The organism is Cloacibacillus sp., from assembly GCF_020860125.1.
Classification (GTDB): domain Bacteria; phylum Synergistota; class Synergistia; order Synergistales; family Synergistaceae; genus Cloacibacillus.
The window spans coordinates 1-21270 of record NZ_JAJBUX010000086.1; the positions used below are offsets into that span (position 1 = coordinate 1).

Annotated in this window: 14 protein-coding genes; 5 read left to right on the forward strand and 9 right to left on the reverse strand. The window is 57.4% G+C overall.

Annotated elements, in window-relative coordinates; genetic code table 11:
* Positions 1–458: 458 nt before the first annotated feature.
* Complete coding sequence (gene aspT / locus LIO98_RS10820) at positions 459–2156, reverse strand: aspartate-alanine antiporter (protein WP_291956804.1); 1698 nt, start codon at positions 2154–2156, stop codon at positions 459–461.
* 304 nt (positions 2157–2460) lie between these two features.
* Between aspT and LIO98_RS10825 the strand changes: the two genes are divergently transcribed.
* The gene (locus tag LIO98_RS10825; RefSeq protein WP_291956806.1) at positions 2461–5598 is read left to right on the forward strand and encodes a diguanylate cyclase; all 3138 of its coding nucleotides are present in this window, start codon (positions 2461–2463) and stop codon (positions 5596–5598) included.
* Positions 5599–5774: 176 nt separating this feature from the next.
* On the opposite strand, the gene LIO98_RS10830 is transcribed toward LIO98_RS10825, so the two are convergent.
* Entirely contained in the window at positions 5775–7205 is a 1431-nt protein-coding gene (locus LIO98_RS10830) for an FAD binding domain-containing protein (protein ID WP_291956809.1), read from the reverse strand.
* 3 nt (positions 7206–7208) lie between these two features.
* Positions 7209–9437 carry a xanthine dehydrogenase family protein molybdopterin-binding subunit gene (locus LIO98_RS10835; RefSeq protein ID WP_291956812.1) on the reverse strand — a complete coding sequence of 743 codons (2229 nt, stop codon included), beginning with the start codon at positions 9435–9437 and terminating at the stop codon, positions 7209–7211.
* 253 nt (positions 9438–9690) lie between these two features.
* On the opposite strand from LIO98_RS10835, the gene LIO98_RS10840 reads away from it, so the two are divergent.
* Both LIO98_RS10840 and ssnA read left to right on the forward strand, forming a co-directional pair.
* Complete coding sequence (locus tag LIO98_RS10840; protein ID WP_291956814.1) at positions 9691–10074, forward strand: RidA family protein; 384 nt, start codon at positions 9691–9693, stop codon at positions 10072–10074.
* A 187-nt stretch (positions 10075–10261) separates the two neighbouring features.
* Positions 10262–11590 (forward strand): putative aminohydrolase SsnA, encoded by a 1329-nt coding sequence (ssnA, locus tag LIO98_RS10845; protein WP_291956817.1) that lies wholly within the window; start codon positions 10262–10264, stop codon positions 11588–11590.
* A gap of 74 nt (positions 11591–11664) precedes the next feature.
* Here the strand turns inward: ssnA and hydA are convergent, their stop codons facing one another.
* From hydA to sdaAB, 3 genes are read right to left on the reverse strand one after another with little or no spacing between them, the layout of a single operon-like run.
* Positions 11665–13032 carry a dihydropyrimidinase gene (hydA, locus tag LIO98_RS10850; protein ID WP_291956820.1) on the reverse strand — a complete coding sequence of 456 codons (1368 nt, stop codon included), beginning with the start codon at positions 13030–13032 and terminating at the stop codon, positions 11665–11667.
* Positions 13033–13036: 4 nt separating this feature from the next.
* Positions 13037–13912 (reverse strand): L-serine ammonia-lyase, iron-sulfur-dependent, subunit alpha, encoded by an 876-nt coding sequence (sdaAA, locus tag LIO98_RS10855; protein ID WP_291956822.1) that lies wholly within the window; start codon positions 13910–13912, stop codon positions 13037–13039.
* Positions 13913–14578 (reverse strand): L-serine ammonia-lyase, iron-sulfur-dependent subunit beta, encoded by a 666-nt coding sequence (gene sdaAB, locus LIO98_RS10860; protein WP_066747137.1) that lies wholly within the window; start codon positions 14576–14578, stop codon positions 13913–13915.
* A gap of 470 nt (positions 14579–15048) precedes the next feature.
* On the opposite strand from sdaAB, the gene LIO98_RS10865 reads away from it, so the two are divergent.
* The gene (locus tag LIO98_RS10865) at positions 15049–16533 is read left to right on the forward strand and encodes a monomeric [FeFe] hydrogenase (protein ID WP_291956826.1); all 1485 of its coding nucleotides are present in this window, start codon (positions 15049–15051) and stop codon (positions 16531–16533) included.
* A 156-nt stretch (positions 16534–16689) separates the two neighbouring features.
* Here the strand turns inward: LIO98_RS10865 and LIO98_RS10870 are convergent, their stop codons facing one another.
* From LIO98_RS10870 to LIO98_RS10880, 3 genes are all read right to left on the reverse strand, one after another.
* Positions 16690–17871 carry an amidohydrolase gene (locus tag LIO98_RS10870; protein WP_291956828.1) on the reverse strand — a complete coding sequence of 394 codons (1182 nt, stop codon included), beginning with the start codon at positions 17869–17871 and terminating at the stop codon, positions 16690–16692.
* Positions 17872–17946: 75 nt separating this feature from the next.
* Entirely contained in the window at positions 17947–18717 is a 771-nt protein-coding gene (locus LIO98_RS10875) for an arginine deiminase family protein (RefSeq protein WP_291956830.1), read from the reverse strand.
* Positions 18718–18773: 56 nt separating this feature from the next.
* On the reverse strand, positions 18774–20174 hold the full coding sequence (locus LIO98_RS10880) for an AbgT family transporter (RefSeq protein ID WP_291956833.1): 1401 nt from the start codon (positions 20172–20174) through the stop codon (positions 18774–18776).
* A 249-nt stretch (positions 20175–20423) separates the two neighbouring features.
* Here LIO98_RS10880 and LIO98_RS10885 point away from each other — a divergent pair, with 249 nt between their 5' ends.
* Complete coding sequence (locus LIO98_RS10885) at positions 20424–20903, forward strand: Lrp/AsnC family transcriptional regulator (RefSeq protein WP_291956835.1); 480 nt, start codon at positions 20424–20426, stop codon at positions 20901–20903.
* The last annotated feature ends 367 nt before the right edge of the window (positions 20904–21270 follow it).

A 21270-nucleotide genomic window follows, 5' to 3' on the forward strand; every position in this document is an offset into this window, starting at 1 on the left:
GTCGGCCGCCTGTTTTTGGCGGCTGACGGAAGGAGTGTTGCTCTGTTTGGCGCGGTTTCCGCGCCAAACAGAGCCCGCGGCAAAAGCCGCGGGAGAACCTAAGGTCAACTCTCCCTCAGTCTCGGCGAAAAAACATCGCCGAGCCAGCTCTGATGTAACTACCAGCCGAATCGCACAAATCAGAAGGGATCTGATTTGGCTCCCTGGCCGCCTCACAGAGGGCGCCTTTAAGGGCAACGTCAAAAGCTAAACCGTAATTTATCTCTTCGCCCACCCGAAGGAAATCGGTTTTGCAAAATTCACATAATAGCAGAAAAATCGGCGTGAAGAAGTGCCGTAGGCTAAATAAGCCGGTCTCTGAGTACCGGAGCCGTATTGTTCATACGGTGAGGACACTCAGAGACCGGCTTATGACGCATACGGTGCTTATTCGCGCCGATTTTGATAAACGCCGATTTTTAGGCCATTAAGAGGACAATGACAACTCCCCATACGGCGAAAATTATGTTGTTCAGCGCGTACGGCACGGTATAGCCAAGCACGGGCGTCGGGCTGCCGCAGGCCTCCTGCAGCGCCCCCAGCGCCGCGGTGCAGAGGCGCGCGCCGGTACAGGCTCCGAGCAGGATGACGGGATTCATCTTGAAGAACCATTTACCGGCGAGGATGCAGGAGACGATGGGGACAACGGTGACGACGATGCCGCCCCACATTATCCCCCAGCCGTTCTGCCGCAGGCCGCTCACGAAATCCGGTCCGCAGCTCAGCCCGACGACGGCGATGAAGCCGCAGAGGCCTAGGCTCTGGAATAACCAGGAGGTCGCGGCGGGCATGTTCCCGAATACCGGGCGCGCCGAGCGGAACCAGCTTATCAGCAGACCGGCCAGCAGCGCGCCGCCGCCGGTCGTCAGGCTCAGCGGTATGCGGCCGACCTTGAAGGTGAGTGCTCCGACGAGAGTCCCAACCACGATCCCAAGGGCGACTGTCACCATGTCGGTCGCGGTGCTGGTGCGCTCCGGATAGCCGATGGTCGGTATCGCAAGTTCAACGGCTTTCATGACGCCGCTAATCGCAACGACGTCGCCGCAGTGGATGACGGTGCTGTTGTATACGGGTATCTCCTGCACTCCGCGAGTGATCTTGCTGATGATGACGCCGTGCATCTGAGGCTCGACCGCCAGCTCTTCAACGGTTTTGCCGAACCACTCCCTCTTCGTGACGACGACGCTGACACGTTCCATTACGAGAGAGGAAAGTTCGTCGTCTACGACCTCCAGTCCCGGCATCGCCGCCGTCTCGGCCAGTATTCTGCGCAGGCTGCGCACGGCGACGACGTCGTCTTTTTCAAGCGCCGTTTCATCTGTGACGGCGATCTTTTCTCCCTGACGCCGCAGCGCCGTTATCAGGAAACTTTTGTCGCCGCCCTCCGCCGCCTCGGCGTCTCCGACGCTTCTGCCGATATAACGCGGGTTTTCCACCCGGTAGCTGCGTGTGAGGTAGTCGGTATATTCGATGAAGGTATCGGGAGGCATTTTCGTCTCTCCGAGCTTGCTCTCAAGCGCGCGCGCCTCCGCCCTGATGTCCTTGACGCCGAGCAGTATCGGGCCAAGATAGGCGGTTATCCATATCGCGCCGATGGTACCGAAGAGATAGGAGATCGCGTAGGCAATCGGGACGTCGTTGACATACCGCACGGTGAGGGTGGAGCCAAGCCCCAGCTTCGCGATGGTATCGGTGGCGACGCCGATCATCAGCGACTCCGTCGCAGAGCCCGCGAGCAGTCCCGCGCCAAAGCCTGGATTGAGCCCCATCAGCTTCGCCATGACATAGGCCGAGGCGAGACAGAGCACCGCCATCAGCAGCGTGAAGGCGAGAAGCGGCAGGGCGCTCGAGCGGAGACTGTGGAAGAAGGCGGGGCCGCTGCTGTAGCCTATGGTGAATATAAAGAGCAGGAAAAAGATGTTTTTGACATTGGGCGATATCACCACGCCCATCAGCGCTCCCACAATCACCGCGACGATGAGGGTCGCCGCCACCGCGCCCAGCGCCACGCCTTTGTATTTAAAACTCCCAAGCCAATAGCCCGCGCCGATACAGAAGAAAAACGGTATCGAAGGATTTTCGCGGCATATCGCGGCAAGCCGGTATATTATCTCCATAGGAAACGATTCCCCTTTCGTAATACGATTGATCCCATCATTACATTATGATTATATTGGGCGCGGCACTTTTTTCTCTGTCAAGATATGGAACGGCGGTTAGGCATAAATGCCAGTTCCGTTTTCGCGGCGGAGACAGCCGGAGAATGACGTTCCGTTTGTGAAGATGACATTTTTTCAGTTTATAAAACATATAAATTATCTTTATTTCAATTGTTTTTTAATATAGCATGGCGTAAAATATGGCCAAGCTGACGAGAGAATCTAATTTGATCCACATGCAGAGCATAAAGGATGATTGAATGTGTTTTCGTTTCTGAGGATAGGACGTAAATCGGCTTTTTATCTGCTCGCTGTATTTTTCTGTCTCACGCTTGCCTCCATTTTTTTCTGGTATCAGCACTCGGTGGAAAAGGCGCTGGAACGAACGGCTATCCTTAGTCTCAATGATTATGCGGAACATTCCTCCTCCGAGATAAACCAGCGCGTTTCAAATGTCTTTTCCTCCCTTAAAAATACCGCCGACCTCATCGCGCGGGAGGAAAATATTCTGGACCCGCAGTTGATGAGGGCCCTGAGAAAGAATGTCGAAAACATGCCCTTTGACCGTCTGACGATCGCTCTGCCAAACGGTTATTCCCTCTCCAGCGATTACAGTTCGCTGAACGTCACGGACCGCGAGTATTTCCAAAAAGCGCTGAACGGCAGGCAAAATATATCGGAGGTTTTCACCTCCAGGCGCACAGGCGGCGACGTAATAATTTTCGCCGTGCCGATAGAGAGCTATGAGGGCGTGCGCGGCGTGCTGTACGCGACCTTTGAACGCCGTAATTTTCCTTCCATCTTTTTTTCGCCGCTCTTCGGCGGCAGGGGCTTCTCCTATATCGTGGACGGCAGGGGAGATATCATCCTAGCGCCGGAGAAACGAGAAGAGGCGGTCTTTAAGGATTCAGCCAATTTATTCAGCGCCAACGGTAAAATAGACGCCAGATATGACGGCTCCCGCCATTCTATGAAGAACGATATGGCCGCGCGCAAAAGCGGCTCTTTTAAGTACGACGTCAGAGGCGAGACCCGTTATCTCAACTACGCGCCGCTCGGCGTAAACGACTGGTACCTGGTCTCCGTCATCCCAAGCTCGGTGCTCCTTGAGCGTTTGGGGGATTTCGTAAATATCTCCGTCTTTTTCGGAGCGATGATCTTCGCGCTCCTGACAATGATCGGGACCATCACCTATTTCATCCTGCGCCGCCAGATGCAGGAGACGAACGTGGCAAAGGAATCGCTGAAAGCGCTCACCTCCAATATTCCAGGGGGCGTATCGCGCTGCCTGCCTGACAGCGGCCTGACGATCACCGACATAAGCGACGGCTATCTCTCCATTCTCGAGTGCGGCCGCGAGGATTTCCACCGCCACTACCAGGACAGCTTTGCGATGACGATCCACCCGGAGGACCGCGAACGCGTACTGAAGATGATCTCCGAACAGACCGGCGACGACTACATTCTTTCGTTGGAATACAGAATCATTACGGCCAAGGGCAATATAAAATGGATACTGGACCGCGGACATCAGGTAAAGGAGCGCGGCGGAAGGTTTTTCTATTACCACGTCGTCCTCGACAATACCGAATCAAAGCTCAACTCCGACGCGCTCGCGCTCTCCGAGGAGCGTTACCGCATCGTCACCGAGAATGCCGACGAATGCCTGTTCGACTGGAACGTATTAAACGACGGCATATATTTCTCTCCCGCCTACCAGAAACGTTTTGGCGACCGGGAGCTGCATCAGGCGGCCAACGCCGACGACCGCGAAATTCTTGACTCCTTCTTCAGCGAGGTGCTCTCCGGCCATGAGGGGCTGCACCAGGCGGATCTGCGCATGGGCACTATCGAGGGAGATTATATCTGGTGCCGGGTGCAGGGTACGCCCATCGTCGACAGCAGCTGCAGCGTCGTACGTGTCGTGGGAATCGTGAAGGATATCAGCACGCAGGTACGAGAGCGGGAGGAGCTCGTGATGCAGGCCCAGACGGACAGCTTGACTGGGCTGTGTGACAAGGGAACCACGCAGACGCTGATAGCGGATTACCTCGCCCTCTCCTCCCCCGATAAGACGCATGCGGTGTTTATCTGCGATATCGATAATTTTAAGATGGTAAATGACACCTTCGGCCACCTCTACGGGGATACCATTCTGGGCGATCTCGCGAGTAAACTGCGTTCGACCTTCCGCGGCACGGACGTTGTCGGGCGTATCGGCGGCGACGAATTCATGATACTGATGAAGGACGTTCCCTCGCTGGCGCTCATACACAGCAAGGCGCTGGAGATACGCGCCGCCTTCCAGCAGAACTATGAGAGGTTTTCCTCCTCCGGCAGTATCGGGATAGCGATATTCCCGCAGGACGGCACCGGCTTCGACGAGCTCTACCAGCGGGCGGACATGGCCCTCTACAGCGCGAAGCAGAACGGAAAGAACCGCTATATGCTCTATGAGGACGTCGACAATCCGGGAGACGTGCTTGAAAAGGCAAGGCTCTGCAATTTAAAGACACAGCCTGACCAGCCGCAGGGACAAAAGTCTTACAGCGACAATATAACCGAATATGTTTTTAAGATACTTTACACAATGAACGATTTTGAAGAGGCTGTGAATCTCGCGCTCTCCGTCGCCTGCCGCTATTTCAACATGAGCCGCGGCTATATATTTGAATACGACGTTTCGCGTACGATGCTCGGCTGCACCTTTGAATACTGCCAGAGCGGCGTCGAACCGATCATCGGCAATTACCCGATGCGGCCAGCCGAGCAATATCCGCTTTTTATCAAGCATTTTGATGAATCCGACGTATTCTTCCTCAACTCCCTCGACGACGTGTGCGATCCCGCCTATCGGGAACAACTCGGAGGGGAGGGCGTCGTCAATATGCTGCAGTGCGCCTTCAAGGACAAGGGGATACGGTTCGGGGCCTTGGGTTTTGACGACTGCAAAAAAGAGGGGCATCGTCCAACCTCGAAGGAGATCGAAACGCTGAGCCTGCTCGCCGATATAATCGGCAGCTATATACTGAAGGAGCGCTCGCAGAAGATGCTCGCCGCCAACTTCCAGATACAGGAGTCGATCCTGAACAGCCTGCGCCAGTGGGTATTCGTCGTAAATCAAAATTGGGAATTTATCTACTTCAACGACGAATTGAGACGTTTCTTCCCCGACGCCGAACTCGGCAAAAAATGCTTCACGGTGCTGCAGGGAAGAGACACAGCCTGCGAAAATTGTCCGCTGACAGAGATGAGGAAGACCGGGAGCAGTGCCCGCACCATGAGAAGCTGCTTCACGAAGAGCGGATTTTCGGCTACCGTCAACGCCACGGCGATACGGAGGAACGGCGAGGAGGATATTTACACCTTCTGCGCCCTCGATATACGGAAAGAGAGTTGACGCAAGGCAGCCGTGCCAACCCATTTTTATTCCTCCGCCATGTTCTTGATATTGGCGAACGGCTCCGTGTCCGCCGGAACAGGAGGCATAGGCGTTGGCGGGATTTTTCAGCTGTCTTTAATTCCTGAATTAAAAAATGACGGCGGCCCGGGACAGGACCGCCGCCATTTTATCGTTTAACCATTCAAGCGCCGCGGGCCGTTCCTCTCTTCCGAGGGGATATCCTCCGGCACCCGCACTTTCCCTGCCTCCATCTCGGAGACCTCAGTCAGGAATGTGCGAAGCAGATTCGAGGCCATCTTTTTTCTCCAGGCGGCGCTCTTTCGCGGCGTCAGCTCCGCCGATATGACCCCGCAGGCGCTCTCTATGAGCCTCGCGTCAAGCCTTTTACCAGCAAGCGAGGCCTCGGTCAGCGGCAGGCGTACTGGCACCGGACTCATGCTGCCCGCGCCGGCGCGGAAGGATTTTATCACATCCCTCTCGATCTCCAGGCAAAAGCCGAGGGATATACGCGACAGGGTCAGCGCCCTGCGCGAACCGCGCTTGAAAAACCTCTGGTAGGTACCGGCGGCGGGCGCCGTGATGACGATCTCCGCGATAAGCTCGTCCGCGCGGCGTTCCGTTTGGCGGTAACCGGCGATAAAACGTTCCAGCGGCAGTTCGCGCGCACCGCGTACGCTTTCCAGGACAACACGCGCCTCCAGAGGCAGCAGGATCGTCGGAAGGTCCGCCGCGCCCGAGGCAGTGGCGATGTTGCCGGCGACGGTCGCACGGTTCTGCACCGCGGGAGCGCCGCTTCTGCGCGAGGCCTCCCAGAGCGCGGGAAGGTATTTTTTCATTATCGAACTGCGGACGATGTCGCCGTTCGTCGCGCCGGCGCCGATATGGATATCTCCGCCCGCCTTATAGATGCCCTTTATCTCTTTGATGCGGCTGATATCCAGCAGCCTCCCGGCGCTGAATTTGCCGTTCTTGATATCGGGAACGATATCCGTCGTCCCCGCGAGGACGGCGGCCCCGGGATTTTCCGCAAGCATCGAGAGGGCCTCCTTCAGCGTTTCGGGAAGAAGGTATATTTTATCCTCGTCGTTCGTTGGCTGCGGAAGCTGTCCGGAGCAGAGATTTTCGCGTTTTTTGAAGGTATCGCAGTAGCCCTCGGCGACCGCGCGCCGCACGGCGTTATAGATACGCTCGTAGCCCGTGCAGCGGCAGATGTTGCCGGATAACGCCGTTTTTATCTCATCCAGGGAGGGATCGGGATTTTCCTCCAGCAGCGCCCGCGCCGCGAGGATCATTCCCGGCGTGCAGAAGCCGCACTGGACTCCGCCTTCAAGGACGAAGGCGCGCTGGAGTATATCCATATCCTCCGAGCCTCCCAGCCCCTCGATCGTCAGGATCTCACTGCCAGAGGCCTGGAGCGCGGGAACGAGGCAGGCGTTTATGAGCCTGCCGTTCATGATCACGGAACAGGCGCCGCATTCCCCCTCGCCGCAGCCCTCTTTCGTCCCGCCAAGGCCAAGATCCTCGCGCAGCACCGCAATCAGCAGCTTCATGGGGGGCACTTCGGCGTGACACAGCTTTCCGTTTACTGTCAGCTCTATCCTCATCTTTTATTCACCCCCGTTGTCTATCTTTTCGATCGCCTCGAAGATTTTTTCGCCGGTCATCGGGGCGCAGTGCGAGAATATCTGCGCGGCGTGGTCTATCGCGGCGACAAAGGCCGCCGCGCCCGCGTCGCAGGGAAGCTCGCCAAGCCCCTTCGCGCCGTAGCAGCCCGCGGGACAGGGATCCTCGAGCAGCGCCACCTTCCACTCCGGCGTATCGAGCGTCGTCGGCACCAGGTAGGCGTTCATATGCGCCGCCGTATAACGCCCCTTCGCGTCCGTCTTCAAATCTTCGATGTGCGCCCAGCCGAAGGCCTGGAGCACGCCCCCCGTCAGCTGGGCCTTCGCCTGCATCGGGTTTATCGCGCGCCCCACCTCCGCCGCGACCGCGGCGGAAAGCGGCGTCGCCTCGTAGGTGTCCATATCAAGCTCCACCTCGACGGCGTTCGCGATCCAGGCGTAGCCGTGATAGGCGTCGCCCGCGAACTTTTCCTCGTCCCAGCTCTGGCCGTCGGTGAAGATATTATAGCCGAGCGCCTCGGCGCGGCCCTCTTTTTCCAGATATCTCTCCGCGGCTTCGATCAGCGCCTTGCCGGAGAGCGGCGAACCGCCATTCCCGATCGCCTTTTTAAGGTTCTCACAGGCATCCTGCACCGCCTTGCCCGCGTACATCGTGGTGCGCGAGGCGACGGTCGGCCCGGTGTTGGGTGTATATTTCGTATCCGGCTCCACATACAGGACGTCTTCCAGCTCCACGCCGAGCGCCTCGGCGGCCACCATCGGCAGCACCGTCGACGCGCCCTGCCCCATCTCCGTGCTGCTCGTGTAGATGCGGAAGCGTTTGCCGTCAAAGGTCATCTTCGCAGTCGTCCCCATGTTCGCCTCGCCCGCGCCCGTGAAACCGCCTCCGTGCAGGGCGAGCGAGATGCCGATCCCCTTGCGGAAGTGCCCCTCGCGCTGCTGCGATAGTATCTCGCGCCGCCTCCGGTAGTCGGAGAGCTCCGCCGCCTTGAGCAGCACGCCGTCGGCGTTGTTGCCCTCCCGCAGCACCTGTCCGTAGGGAAACAGATCGCCGGTCTTTATCGTATTCAGCAGTCGTATGTCCAGCGGGTCCATCTCAAGCTGTTCGGCGGCGAGGTCCATAGTGCGCTCGATAGCGAATATCGCCTGCGGCGCGCCGAAGCCACGGAAGGCCCCGTTGGGCGGCGTGTTCGTCGCCCAGGCGCTGCTCCTTACGCGGACGTTAGGCACATAATAGCAGCCCGCCGCGTGCAGATGCGTGCGCTGGAGGACGACGCGCGTCAGCGTCGTATAGGCTCCCGCGTCAAGTTTTATCTCCGCGTCGAGCGCCGTTATCTTACCATCCTTCGTGAGCCCCATGCGGTAGCGGCTCTTTGAGGGATGGCGCTTCGGAGATACGAGCAGATCCTCCGAACGGTCGTAGACGATCTTCACCTTTTTGCCGGATTTCCAGGCCAGCAGCGCCGCGTAGACGCCGAGTATCGAGGGATAGTCCTCCTTGCCGCCAAAGGCTCCGCCGGTGGCGCTCTGGCGGACGGTGACCTTTTCATGAGGCAGTCCAAGCGCCGCCGCGACGGCGTTCACCACGTAGAAGGGACACTGCAGCGAACCGAGAAGCTCGATGCCGTCGCCGGCGCGCCAGGCCGCCATGCCCTGCGTCTCAAGGTACATCTGCTCCTGCAGCCCCGTCTCCCATTCTCCCTCCACCACCACGTCGGCCTCCGCGAAGCCCTTCCGCAGATCGCCGCGCTCGGTGTGATAATGGTCGATACAGTTATCCTCGCCCCAGATCAGCTCTTTGCGGGCCGCGGACTCCTCTACCGTGAATATCGGCGGCAGCGGCTCTATCTCAACCACAATGGCGGCCATAGCCCGTTTAAGGCTCTCCGCATCGGGCGCGGCGACAAGAGCCACGGCCTGCGTCGCGTAGTTTACCGCGGGAGCGGCGAGAGCCGGATAGTCGCTGCGCACGATGGCGACATAGTTTTCTCCGGGGATATCCTCCGCCGTGACCAGTACAGCGCCCGTCTCCGCGAAGGCGGGAAGCGTTTCTATCTTCCGCACCACGCCGCGCGGCACCTCTGAACGGACTACGCCGCCCAGCCAGCAGCCGGGAATCTCTATGTCCTCAAGAAACTTACCCTCTCCCGCGACTTTGACGGGACCGTCAAAGCGCGGCAGAGACTTTCCGATAATCCTGAACTCTTCGCTCATAGGCGCCCCTCCCAACTGGATTTCTCCCCGTTAATATTACTCTCTTGAATGTTAATATTATAACTCTCTTGGAATAATTGCAAACAGGTATTGTGCTCGATTACATATCCCTTTAGCGGAGATTATCATATAATAACGGCAGATAAATTGCGAATAATCAAAGGTGCAATTTTTCAGGAAATGATGTAGAATACAGTTACGTAATTAAAAAATTTTTTAGATAATCAAACAAAATTGAAGGGAGAAAAATACAATGTCAAAAGAAATCGTAAGCACCCCCAACGCACCGGCAGCGATCGGTCCCTATTCTCAGGCGGTAAAGGCCGGCGGATTCCTCTATCTGTCAGGACAGATTCCCCTCGATCCTAAGACGATGGCGGTCGTTCCCGGATGCGTCGCCTGCCAGGCGGAACAGGCGCTCAAGAATATGAGCGCGGTACTCGAGAGCCAGGGGCTGACGACCGACGACGTCGTCAAGACGACCGTCTTCATCAAAGACATGAACGACTTCGCGAAGGTCAATGAAGTTTACGCGAAGTATTTCGCGAAGGATGCCCCCGCGCGTTCATGCGTCGAGGTGGCCCGCCTTCCGAAAGACGTGCTCGTTGAGGTTGAGGCCGTAGCTCTTTGTAAGTAAAAGCGGAATATATGCCGCATGGGCGCATGGCAGCCAATCCCCGCCGCACTCCGGTGCGCTTTCGGTTGGCCGCCATGCGTCCGTTTAGCCTGCGGCGCATATATTTCCGCGCTTCAGGCATAACATAAATTTCAGAAACAAAAAGTGATTCAAAACCTAAAAATATATCATTGAGGAGGATACTGAAATGCTACTTATCGGCAACGGACCTCTGATAACACGCGACCCAGACAATCCCTTTATACCGGACGGATGTGCCGCGATCAGCGGAACCTCGATAAATTCAGTCGGTACCACGCTGGATATGCGCGCTAAATATCCGACGGCAAAGTTTATTGACGCCAAGGGCGGCCTCATTATGCCCGGATTTATCAACAGCCATATGCACTTTTACAGCACCTTCTCCCGCGGAATGAACGTCCCCGGCGAACCGGCGCAGGACTTCTCCGGCGTGCTGGAAAAGCTCTGGTGGCGGCTCGACAAGGCGCTTACGCTGCGCGACTGTTATTACAGCGCCCTCACGGCGCTCGTTGAGGCGATAAAGTGCGGCTGCACCACCATCATCGACCACCACGCGAGCCCGCACGCGGTGAGCGGCAGCCTATGCGAGGTGGCAAGGGCGGCGCGCGAGGCCGGCATCCGCACCTCCACCTGTTACGAAGTCTCCGACCGCGACGGTCAGAAGATCGCCTACGAGGGGATTAAGGAGAACATCGCCTTTATGGACTGGGCCGAGCGCGAGAACGACCCGATGATCTCCGGCAAGTTCGGCCTGCACGCCTCCTTTACCCTGAGCGACTGCACCCTTGAGAAGTGCCGCGAGGCGATGGAGGGCCGCGAAAACGGCTGGCATGTACATGTGGCGGAGGGGCCATCCGACGAGGAGGCCTGCGAGCGCGAGCACGGAAAGCGTATCGTGCGGCGCTTCCACGACTTCGGCATCACCGGCAAAAACTCTATCTTCGTCCACTGCATCCATATAGACGGCGCGGAGCGCACGCTGCTTAAGGAGACGGGAACCGCTGTCGTGCACAACCCCGAATCGAATATGGGCAACGCCGTCGGCGCGGCCTCCGTTCCGCGGCTGGCGGCGGAGGGCGTCACCCTCGGCTTAGGAACCGACGGCTATGTCAGCGACATGCTGCAGTCCTACAAGATGGGAAACGCCCTCTGCAAACACGCGGCGAAACATCCCAACGCGGGCTGGGGTGAGCTTCCGGCGATGCTCTTTGAGAATAACGCCTTAATCGCGGAGCGCGCCTTCCCCGTAAAGCTCGGCATGTTAAAGGACGGCTGCGCCGCCGACGTTATCGTGCTCGACTACAACGCGCCGACCGCGCTCTCCGATAAAAATATCAACGGGCATCTGCTCTTTGGCGCCTCGGCGCGCAGCGTCGTCACAACGGTCGCCAACGGCAAAATACTTATGAAGGACCGAAAGCTCACCGAGCTCGACGCGGAGGAGATCTTCGCCAAGGCGCGCGAGCACGCGGCCGAGGTCTGGAAAAAAATCTAAGCGCATAAAGACTGTAAAAGGGACGACCGCTTGGCCGTCCCTTTTACCTTTCCTCTATTTCGTCCGGCATACGGCTATTCGCTGGATAACTCTCTCCTGACCAGCCTGCCGCAAGGTTCGTCGGATGTCAGCTCCCCCTCTTTGAGCAGACGCCGGCCGCGCAGCCAGAGGTCGGTCACACAGCCGTTGACGGTCATACCTTCGTAGGGGGTATAGTCTACTCTCTGATGCAGCGATTCGACAGAGATTTTTTTGCTCTTCGCGGGATCGATAAGTATCAGATCCGCGTCGGCGCCCTCCGCTATCCGTCCCTTGTCCCGCAGTCCGAGGATGCCGGCGGGATTTGTCGCGGTCACGGCGACGAAGCGCTCCAGCGAAAGGCGGTTCTTCATAACGCCCTCGGAGAAGAGCAGCTCCATGCGCGTCTCTATTCCCGGGATGCCGCCGGGGCTCTTAAAGACATTTTCCGCGCCCAGCCGCACCTTGTCGGCGCGGCTGAACGAGCAGTGGTCGGTGCCGACCGTATCGATATCGCCCTGCGCGAGAGCACGCCAGAGACGGTTGCAGTCACCCTGCTTCCGCAGCGGCGGCGCCATCACGTAGTCGAGGCCGTTCTCCCTCTTATAGCGTTCTTCCGTAAGCGTAAGATACTGCGGGCAGGTCTCCGCATAGACCCGCTGTCCCGCGCGGCGGGCCAGGATAACCTCCTCAAGCGCCTCCTTCGTCGACAGGTGGACGATATAGGCCGCCACGCCAGCGGCCCGCGAGAGGGCGAGGATGCGCTTCACCGCCTCCGCCTCGCAATAGCCGGGGCGGCTCTTGGGCCAAAGGCCAGCCATCGCCGGCAGTTCCCTCTGGTATTCGGCCGCAAGGCCGTTCGTGACCGCGTCGTTCTCACAGTGGTAAAAGAGAAGTCCTCCGGCCTCTTTCATTCCGAGCATCAGCGGAAAGATCTCTTCGTCCGTGAGACGTCCGGCGTAGGTGGTATAGACCTTGCCGGTCGGGAAACCGCGCGATACGATCTCCGGCAGCTCCCGCGCGATATCACCGTCATAACGCTGGAAGACAAGGTGGACGCCGAAATCCGTATAGGAGCGCCCCCCGCCCTCGGCGACAGTCAGCTCAACGGCCTTTGCGAGCGGCTCGCCGTCGTCGGTAAAACCGGGATGTTCTACGATGGAGGTCGTGCCTCCAAAGACAGCCGCGCGCGTCGCCGCCACGAAGCCGTCTGATACCTTGCTGCCGCCAACCTGCAGGATCACATGCGTATGCGGGTCGACGCCGCCGGGAAGCAGGTAACAGCCCGAGGCGTCCACCACTTCGGCGCCGCCGCAGTAGAGCGAGCCGCCCACCGCGGCGATCTTTTCGCCCTCGATGAGCAGGTCGCCGCGGAAAGAGCGCTCCGCCGTCCCGATTATTCCGTTCTTTATCAATATAGCCATAATATCAGCCTCCGATCCTCTCCTGTCCGGCCTTCATGAGCTCCACGGCCGTGGGGGTCACAGCGAGCCCTCCCTGCGAAGTTTCGCAAAGCGCCGGCGCCATCATCCGCCCTATCTGCCCCATCGAATCGATCACCTCGTCAAGCGGTATCACCGACTCTATCCCCGCGAGCGCCATATCGGCGCAGAGCGTGCCGTTGGCCACAAGGATGCCGTTGCGTTTTATGCAGGGGCATTCCACCAGGCCGCCTACGGGGTCGCAGGCCAGGCCGAGCACAGATTTGAAGGTCATCGCCGCGGCGTGGGCGCTCATCGCCGGCGTTCCGCCCTGTAAAAACGCGAGCGCCGCTGAACCCATCGCGGCGGCCGCGCCGCACTCCGCCTGGCAGCCGCCGTCGGCTCCCGCAAGAGTAGCGCGGAAGGCCGTCACCTCACCCACCGCTCCCGCGGTTATCAGAGCGTCGACAAGCAGCGCCTCGGTATCCCTGCCCTCGCCGCAGAAAAATTCCCAGGCAAAGAGCATGTCGGGAATTATCCCGCAGCTGCCGGCGGTCGGCGCCGCGACGATGCGGCCCATCGTCGCGTTATACGAGGCCACCTCCATCGCGGTCGCGGAGGCGGCGAGGATAAAATCGCCGGACATCGTGCCTTGGTAGGAACGCAGCTTAGGCCCCATTGGGGGCTCGATACGGCATGGCACAGTATTCGCGCAGGCCTCGCGGACGCTGCGGCGCATATCGGCAAGGCGCTCCGCCATTCTGGCCCTTATCTCCTCCGCGGGGACACCGGTCTCCGCCGCGTCAAGGATAAGGACCGCCTCCGGAAAGGCGATCTTTTTATCTTCGGCAAGCCTGACTATCTTTTCAACGGCCTTGAGCATTTAGTCTTCCCCCTCTATTCCGATCACGCGGACTATCCCGGGATGGAGATTTTTTATCACTTCAGTATCCGCGTGCTCTTCAGCGGAATCAAGCTCGATGACCATCGTCGCGAGGCCGCCGCGCGTATCGCGGTGGAGCTTCATCGTCGCGATATTGACGTTATGGGCCGAGAGGTACGAGGTCACCGCGCTGACGACGCCCTGCACGTCGCGGTTCATTATGATGACCGCCGGCAGAGTGCAGGAGATGTCCACCTGAAAGCCGTCAAGCTTGTGGAGGATGACCGCGCCGCCGCCGATGGAATAGCCGACAGCCTCCATCGTTCGCCCGTCATCGCCGCTGACGACGACGCGCACGGAATTGGGATGCGCCCCCGCCACCTCCTCCGTATAGAAATGGAACTCCATCCCCGCGGCGCGCGCCAGTTCAAGCGCGTCCCTGATGGAGGGATCGTCCTGCGACATCCCCATAAGACCCGCGATCAGCGCCTTATCCGTCCCGTGTCCCGCGCCGGTACTCGCGAAGCTGCCGCGCATATATAGATCCGCCCTCTTCACTTCGCCGCCCCAGCACATGCGGACGATACGGCCTATGTGCGCCGCGCCTGCTGTATGGCTCGAAGAGGGGCCGGTCATCACCGGGCCGATTATCTCCCAAACGGGCATATCATCACCTCAGTTTTTTTATCTTGCTGCCTCGATTATCTTATATTATGGAGCCCTAATTGACAAACGAAATACCAGCCCGCACCGGGCAAACGCATGAAAAAGTCAGACTCCGCAGCCAGTGCCGCCGGGCAACATTATTTTTAGCGCTTTCACAACGTTCGCCGTAAATTACCTTAGGAATATTAAGAAAAGTGACGCGGTTTTCCTTCTGTAAATGTTCACTGCGGCCTATCACTGCCATGTGAAAGCGAAAAATGACGTCGCCCGGCGGCACTGGCTGCTAGATATCTGTCAAAAAATTTGACGCGTTTGTCCTCTCTGCCGACGGATTTTGATTATACTTTTGTTCACAAACTGATAATTCTCTAAATTTTCGCTGTTTTGTATCTTCTGAAAAAATTTACATACTGTCATAGCGGCGCAAATTAGTGTATAGTCTTTCGCATAATCGTTAGGGAGATGGAGAGATGCTTTTAAATCATCTGATAAATGTAAAGCGCTGGGTAATAAGGAGCATTGCGGGCGCGTATCTGCACAGCAGAGAGATACCTGGCGGCAGCTACGCGCAGGACAGCGACTTCCGGCAGAGCGTGAAGAAGCTGCCCTTTGTGCATATTCCGCCCGGCTCCGCCGCGAGGTACCGCTGCTGCGTATATAAAGAGCGCGCGATCGTCCGCCTGCGCGTCCTCGCCGGACTTGGTTTCAGCGTGGAAGCCGACGACGAGATGACCTCTCTGCTTGAGTACGCCGACCGGGCGCTCAAACGAAATCAGATCGAGGGACCGGCGCTCACGATCATAGATATCGCCTGCAAGGGCTGCGTCAACGCCCGTTATTATGTCACGGAGCTCTGCCAGGGCTGCCTCGCGCGTCCCTGTGAGAGCGTCTGCCCCTTCGGGGCCATCCACGTTGAGGACGGCCATTCGCGGATAGACAAGGTAAAATGCAAAAACTGCGGCCGCTGCAAAGATGTCTGCCCATACCACGCGATCGCTAAAATCGCCGTCCCCTGCGAGGAGAGCTGCCCCACGAACGCGATACAGAAGGACGAAAACGGCGTCGCCGCCATTGACCACACGAAATGTATCAGCTGCGGCTGCTGCGTCGCCGCCTGCCCCTTCGGCGCCGTGCTGGAACGCAGCCAGATCGTGGATATCGTGCGCGCCCTCGACAGCCGCAAACAGATATACGCGCTGGTAGCGCCCGCGATCGCCGGACAGTTCGAGGCGAGCTTCGGACAGCTTGTCACCGCGATAAGGGAGCTTGGCTTCTCCGACGTCGTCGAGGTGGCGCTCGGCGCCGACAAGACCGCCGTCGACGAGGCGGAGGAGCTGCGCGAGCGCATGGAACATAAACGCCCCTTCATGACGACCTCCTGCTGCCCCGCCTATATACAGGCGGCACGCCGCCACATGCCGGAGCTTACGCCGCATATATCGGACACGCCGACCCCCATGCACTTCACCGCCGAGATGATGAAGACGAAAAATCCCCGTAATATAAACGTATTTATCGGCCCCTGCGTCGCGAAACGCAAGGAGGCGATGGAGGATTCCTGCGTCGACTACGTGATGACCTTCGAGGAGCTCGAGGCCCTCTTTGAGGCGGCAGGGATAACCCCCTCAAAGTGCGAGGCGGCGGAACTCAAAAAGAACGCCTCCGCCCAGGGACGCGGCTTCGTGATCAGCGGCGGCGTCGCGGCGGCGGTCAGACGCGCGCTCGGGGACGACGCCGGGATCCGCACCGCCTGCATAAACGGCCTCAGCAAAGCGGCGATGGCCCAGCTGAAGGCCTACGCGAAAAACGGCGCGCCCTTTGACCTCATCGAGGTAATGACCTGTCCCGGCGGCTGCATAAGCGGCGCGGGAGTGGCGATGCGCGACAAGAAGGCCAAAGAGGGCGTGGAAAAGTTCGTAAAAGAGAGCGAGCCGCTTGATATCGCGAATGAATAAATAACTGTTTCGTCAAGAACCGCCCATATGCCCTAATAATAAAAACGCAAAGGTCCGGCTACCCATATTTCAGGAACCGGACCTTTGCCGTATAGTTTTCCGCCTGCCCGTAAATGCGGCGTTCGGCAGTCAGAGCTCTTTATCACAATATTTACTTTATTTGCGGAAGTCTCTTCTTATCGCTTCCAGCCTCTCCGGCTCGTAAACGGAGCGCACCGCCATTTCGCAGATGATGCGCGTGCCGGCTGAGATGACCCGCTCAATATCCTTTTCCTTCATCTTCGCCGCGAATTCGCGCGTATGACAGGGGATATCCTCGTCGGATATCGATATCGTCGGATGAAAGGCGGCACAGCGGAAGCTCACGTTGCCGATGTCGGAGGAACCGATATTCTCGTCCTCTCCCTTAAAGACCGGCAGCCCCTGCGCCGCGAATATCTCCTCCAGCATCGCCGTTCCCGCGGGATTCGGCTTCATGCTGTCCAGCGAGGGCGCGTATTTGACTATCTCCACGGAGGTCTGGGTGGCCATCGCCGCCCCCTTGGCGCAGTCATGCAGCAGTTTGACGACCTGCGCCAGATAGCGGGAATCGGGACTTCTGAACGTATATTCCGCGGAGGCGTATTCCGGCACAATATTGGAGGCCTCGCCGCCGCGGATGATGATGCCGTGGACGCGCGTGGTCGGTTTGAGATGCTGGCGCATCATGTCAAAACCGTGGATCATCAGCATCGCTCCGTTCAGCGCGTTTTTGCCCGCCCAGGGACAGGCGGAGGCGTGGGCCGGCTGGCCGCGGAAATTGTAATGAAATGCCGAAAGGGCCAGCAGTTTCATCTCCGCCTTATTTTTAGAGTCCATATGTATCATGATCACGAAATCATACTTGTCAAAGAGCCCCGCCTCCGCCATCTCTATCTTTTTGCCGGTGGCTTCCTCGTCGGGGGTGCCGATGATGTCGATATTGGCGGGTACTAAGTCCGCGCATTCGTGAAGGGCGAGCGCCGCAAGCAGACTGAGGCTGCCGCTCGCGCAGTGGCCGCAGGCATGGCCGATCTCGGGCAGGGCGTCGTATTCGGCGATGATACCGATGTTGATTCCCGAATCGGGAGCTTCGCATACGGTCCCCCTGAAAGCGGTGGGTATGCCGGCGAAGGCCCGCTCAACAGTGATCCCGTGAGACTCCAGCAGCGCGCAGATCTTTTCGCAGGCCAGATATTCCTTACCCGACAACTCAGGATTTTCGGCGAGGAAACAGTTGAGCTCGAAGGCCTCCCGCGCCAGAAAATCTATCTTTTCAAAGACCGCGTCCTTTACCTCATTTTCCCGTAAATCAACCATGAGCACACACCCTTTCTTTATAAAGACGGTAAACCGGCGCGCGTTGTGAACCGCCGCGCGTCGGCAAAACATCAGTTAAAAGCGCAGCGAGAGGCAGGAGAGGCCGCCGTCCAGCTTTCTGTATTCCGAGGTATCGGTAAGGATCACCTCATAGCCCGCATCACGGATCTTTTTCTCTACCGTGGGATATCCGCTGGGTACGATGACCCTGTCGTTGACCCAGATACAGTTCGCCGCGTAGCTTTCTTCCTCGGGAATGACTATTTTGCTGTACTTGGCAAAGTCCGCCTTTTCGACAAATTCTCCCGACACCAGCATGTTGCCGTTCTCAATATAGTTTACCCCGGTCTTGAGATGAAGGACAAGTTCCAGCTTGACCTCGGAGCCGCTGAGCCCGTGCTTTTCCAGAATGGCGATGAACTGCCTAATACCCTCCGCGTTCGTCCGCGCCGAGCGGCCCACGTAGAAATGATCTCCGACCATCATCACGTCCCCGCCGTCCAGCGTGCCCGGGGTTTTGATGTATTCTATCATGTCGTCGGGGAAAAACTTTTTTATCGCCGGCAGCATCTCCTTCGCCTCGCCGTTGCGGCTCGCCGCGCCCGGATTGCTGAGGATCGCGCATTTCCTCGTTATCACCGCCGTGTCCTCGACAAAGCAGGAATCGGGATATTCCTCGAGCGCCTCAAGGACGGTCACCGCCACGCCGCACTTTTTAAGGGCCTCGATATAGTCGTCGTGCTGTTTGAGCGCAAGTTCATAATTCGGCCTGCCAAGCTGCGGATTTGATGTGATACCCTCTACCATACTCTTTGCTGGTCTTCTGACGATTACGTTTTTAAACATTTGAATCTCCTCCTGTGATATATTTATTTATTTTTAAGACTATTTGGCGCTTGTGCTTAAAAGGGGCCGTAACCAATGGCCACCGCCAACGCGATGAATGCGGCCTCCATCAGCAGCATAATACCGAAAAGCGGCGTAAAAAACTTATACCATTTGCCGATGGGAACGCGCGAGATGGCCGCCATGATGATGATGCCGCCTACGGGCCAGAAGAGGTTTGAATAGCCGTCACCGAACTGATAGGCGAGAATGGCGATCTGGCGGTTGAGCCCCACGAGATCCGAAAGCGGTATCATGATCGGCATTACCGCCGCGGCCTGTCCGCTGCCGGATGGAATGAACAGGTTCATGATGTTCTGGAATATCAGCATCCCCTCGGCGGCGAGCCACTTGGGCATATACTGCAGCGGCTGGTACATGCCGTATATTATCGTGTCGAGTATATTTCCCTTCGCAAGCACCACCATGATCGAGCGCGACATCCCTACGATCAGAGCGCCGATTATTATATCGCAGCAGGTAAAGATAAGATTGTCGGTGATCTCGTCCGGCGGCATCTTCCACAGCAGCGAGATAATGAAGCCCGAGAAGAGAAATACGGCCGACATTTCGTCAAGATACCAGCCGAGCTTGAGCGTGGCGAAGACGATAAAGATTATCGTCGCGAAGAGCAGCAGGATGGTGAACTTCCTTTTAGCCGTGAAGGGATGTTTCTCAAGCGACGACCTGTCTATCTCCAGCACGCCCATGTCTACGCCGTAGACATAACTTGATTTCGGATCCCTCTTCACCCGTTTCGCGTAGCGCAGGGTCCACCAGATACCGATGGCGGTGAAGGCGGCGAGAACGACGAGCCGGAACAATATCCCGGAAAAGATCGGCAGCTCCGCGATGGCCTGGGCGATGCCGATCGTAAAAGGGTTTGTGGTAGCCGAGGCGAAGCCGATGCCGACCGCCATGCCTGACATCGCGAGCCCCACCAGCGCGTCATAGCCCATGGCGATCGCGATGCCGACGAATATCGGCACCAGGCCGTAGACGGTATCCCACTCACCGTATGTGGAACCGGCGAGGGAAAACAGTATCATGAAAATGACGATGACCGTCGTCTCGCGCCCCTGCAGCTTTTTCAGCAGGACGTTGATCGCCGCGTGCAGCGAGCCGGTTTTCGTCACCGTATAGACGCAGAAATAGGCGAAGAAGATGAGGAAGATTATGCTGCCGGACTCCACAAAGCCTTTCTGGATACAGAGGAACATCTCAAAGGGGCCGACGGGCGTCCGTTCGTCCGCAAGTCTGAACGAGGCAGCGTTGACGACCGTGATGCCTGTCTCCGCGTTTTTGACGCGTTCAAAGTTTCCCGCCGGTACGATCCAGGTCAGGACCGTCATTATTACAATGATGCCGAATAGGATAACGATAGCGTTGGGCATTTTGAATTTTTTCATCTGGATCATGCTGTTCACTCCTTCTATATTTAGGGACAAATTCAGATAAAGATTTTCGCCGGCGGTGATATGGGAACGCTAATGTTCAGAAAAAACTGTCTTTACGGTTCGTATTTAATATATAATAATCTCGTAAAATCACACATAGCGAATGCCGTGAAAAAGGTCAGTGATTTAGTGCGATACACGCAACAAAGGCTGTTTTTTAGTTGATCGCGGCAGCAATATCGTGCAAAACAGGAAAGGAGAGATCATAGCGTGGCAAACAGGGAGTTAATGGAGATAGACGAGACTGGATGGAAAATACTTGAGGAACTGCAAAAAAACGCGCGCATACCGTTCAAGCAGCTCGCGGATAAAGTGAACCTCTCGCCCACCGCCACCATCGAACGTGTCAAACGTATGGAAGAAGAGGGGATCATCCTCGACTACCGCGCCACGGTGGACCCGGCAAAGGTCGGCTATTATTTTTCCGCGATACTATCATTTCAGACGAATTACGGCAATCCGGACCCCGTGATCGACGAGATCATCAAAGATATCCCTGAGATAGTATCGAGCTGGTCGATAACCGGCAGCAACGACTTTCTCCTCGAGGTGCAGATACCGTCACTGGTCTTTTTACAGGAGCTTCTCGTGATGCTTTCACGCCACGGCAAGATAACGACGAGCATCGTGCTGCCCAACTCCACCAAAAAACGGGTAATAAAGGCGCCGCGCGAAACTCCCGACGCCTAGCCTTTAGGAAAAGGTAAAAAATAATTCACTGCGGGCTCTGAGAGCTGTTACCAGATTTTAGCCGTCTTTCACACCGGCTGCGCAGCCACCGGGATCAAGACAACGCCCCAACTGCCGCCGTTGGGGCGTGAGGTTTAGTTATGGCAAAACGCGTCTCTTTAACAAGGCCATACCGCAAACGCCCTTATCTTATTAGTATCCTTAATATTGTTCGCAACCTCTGCAATAAATACCATAGGTATCCTTCTCTTATCATGCGAATCAGTTTCAGACAAGACCTGTTTGACAAATCCACACGCTGACAGACAACATGGTGAATAGCAAAAGTAATCGCAAGTTTGCAGAAGTAACCGAGACCACCAAAGCT

Excerpts from the sequence above, each read along its gene's own strand:
- aspT (WP_291956804.1), bottom strand. The coding sequence starts at position 2,156 with ATGGAGATAATATACCGGCTTGCCGCGATATGCCGCGAAAATCCTTCG.
- LIO98_RS10830 (WP_291956809.1), bottom strand. The coding sequence starts at position 7,205 with ATGAGGATAGAGCTGACAGTAAACGGAAAGCTGTGTCACGCCGAAGTG.
- LIO98_RS10835 (WP_291956812.1), bottom strand. The coding sequence starts at position 9,437 with ATGAGCGAAGAGTTCAGGATTATCGGAAAGTCTCTGCCGCGCTTTGAC.
- LIO98_RS10840 (WP_291956814.1), top strand. The coding sequence starts at position 9,691 with ATGTCAAAAGAAATCGTAAGCACCCCCAACGCACCGGCAGCGATCGGT.
- ssnA (WP_291956817.1), top strand. The coding sequence starts at position 10,262 with ATGCTACTTATCGGCAACGGACCTCTGATAACACGCGACCCAGACAAT.
- hydA (WP_291956820.1), bottom strand. The coding sequence starts at position 13,032 with ATGGCTATATTGATAAAGAACGGAATAATCGGGACGGCGGAGCGCTCT.
- sdaAA (WP_291956822.1), bottom strand. The coding sequence starts at position 13,912 with ATGCTCAAGGCCGTTGAAAAGATAGTCAGGCTTGCCGAAGATAAAAAG.
- sdaAB (WP_066747137.1), bottom strand. The coding sequence starts at position 14,578 with ATGCCCGTTTGGGAGATAATCGGCCCGGTGATGACCGGCCCCTCTTCG.
- LIO98_RS10865 (WP_291956826.1), top strand. The coding sequence starts at position 15,049 with ATGCTTTTAAATCATCTGATAAATGTAAAGCGCTGGGTAATAAGGAGC.
- LIO98_RS10870 (WP_291956828.1), bottom strand. The coding sequence starts at position 17,871 with ATGGTTGATTTACGGGAAAATGAGGTAAAGGACGCGGTCTTTGAAAAG.
- LIO98_RS10875 (WP_291956830.1), bottom strand. The coding sequence starts at position 18,717 with ATGTTTAAAAACGTAATCGTCAGAAGACCAGCAAAGAGTATGGTAGAG.
- LIO98_RS10880 (WP_291956833.1), bottom strand. The coding sequence starts at position 20,174 with ATGATCCAGATGAAAAAATTCAAAATGCCCAACGCTATCGTTATCCTA.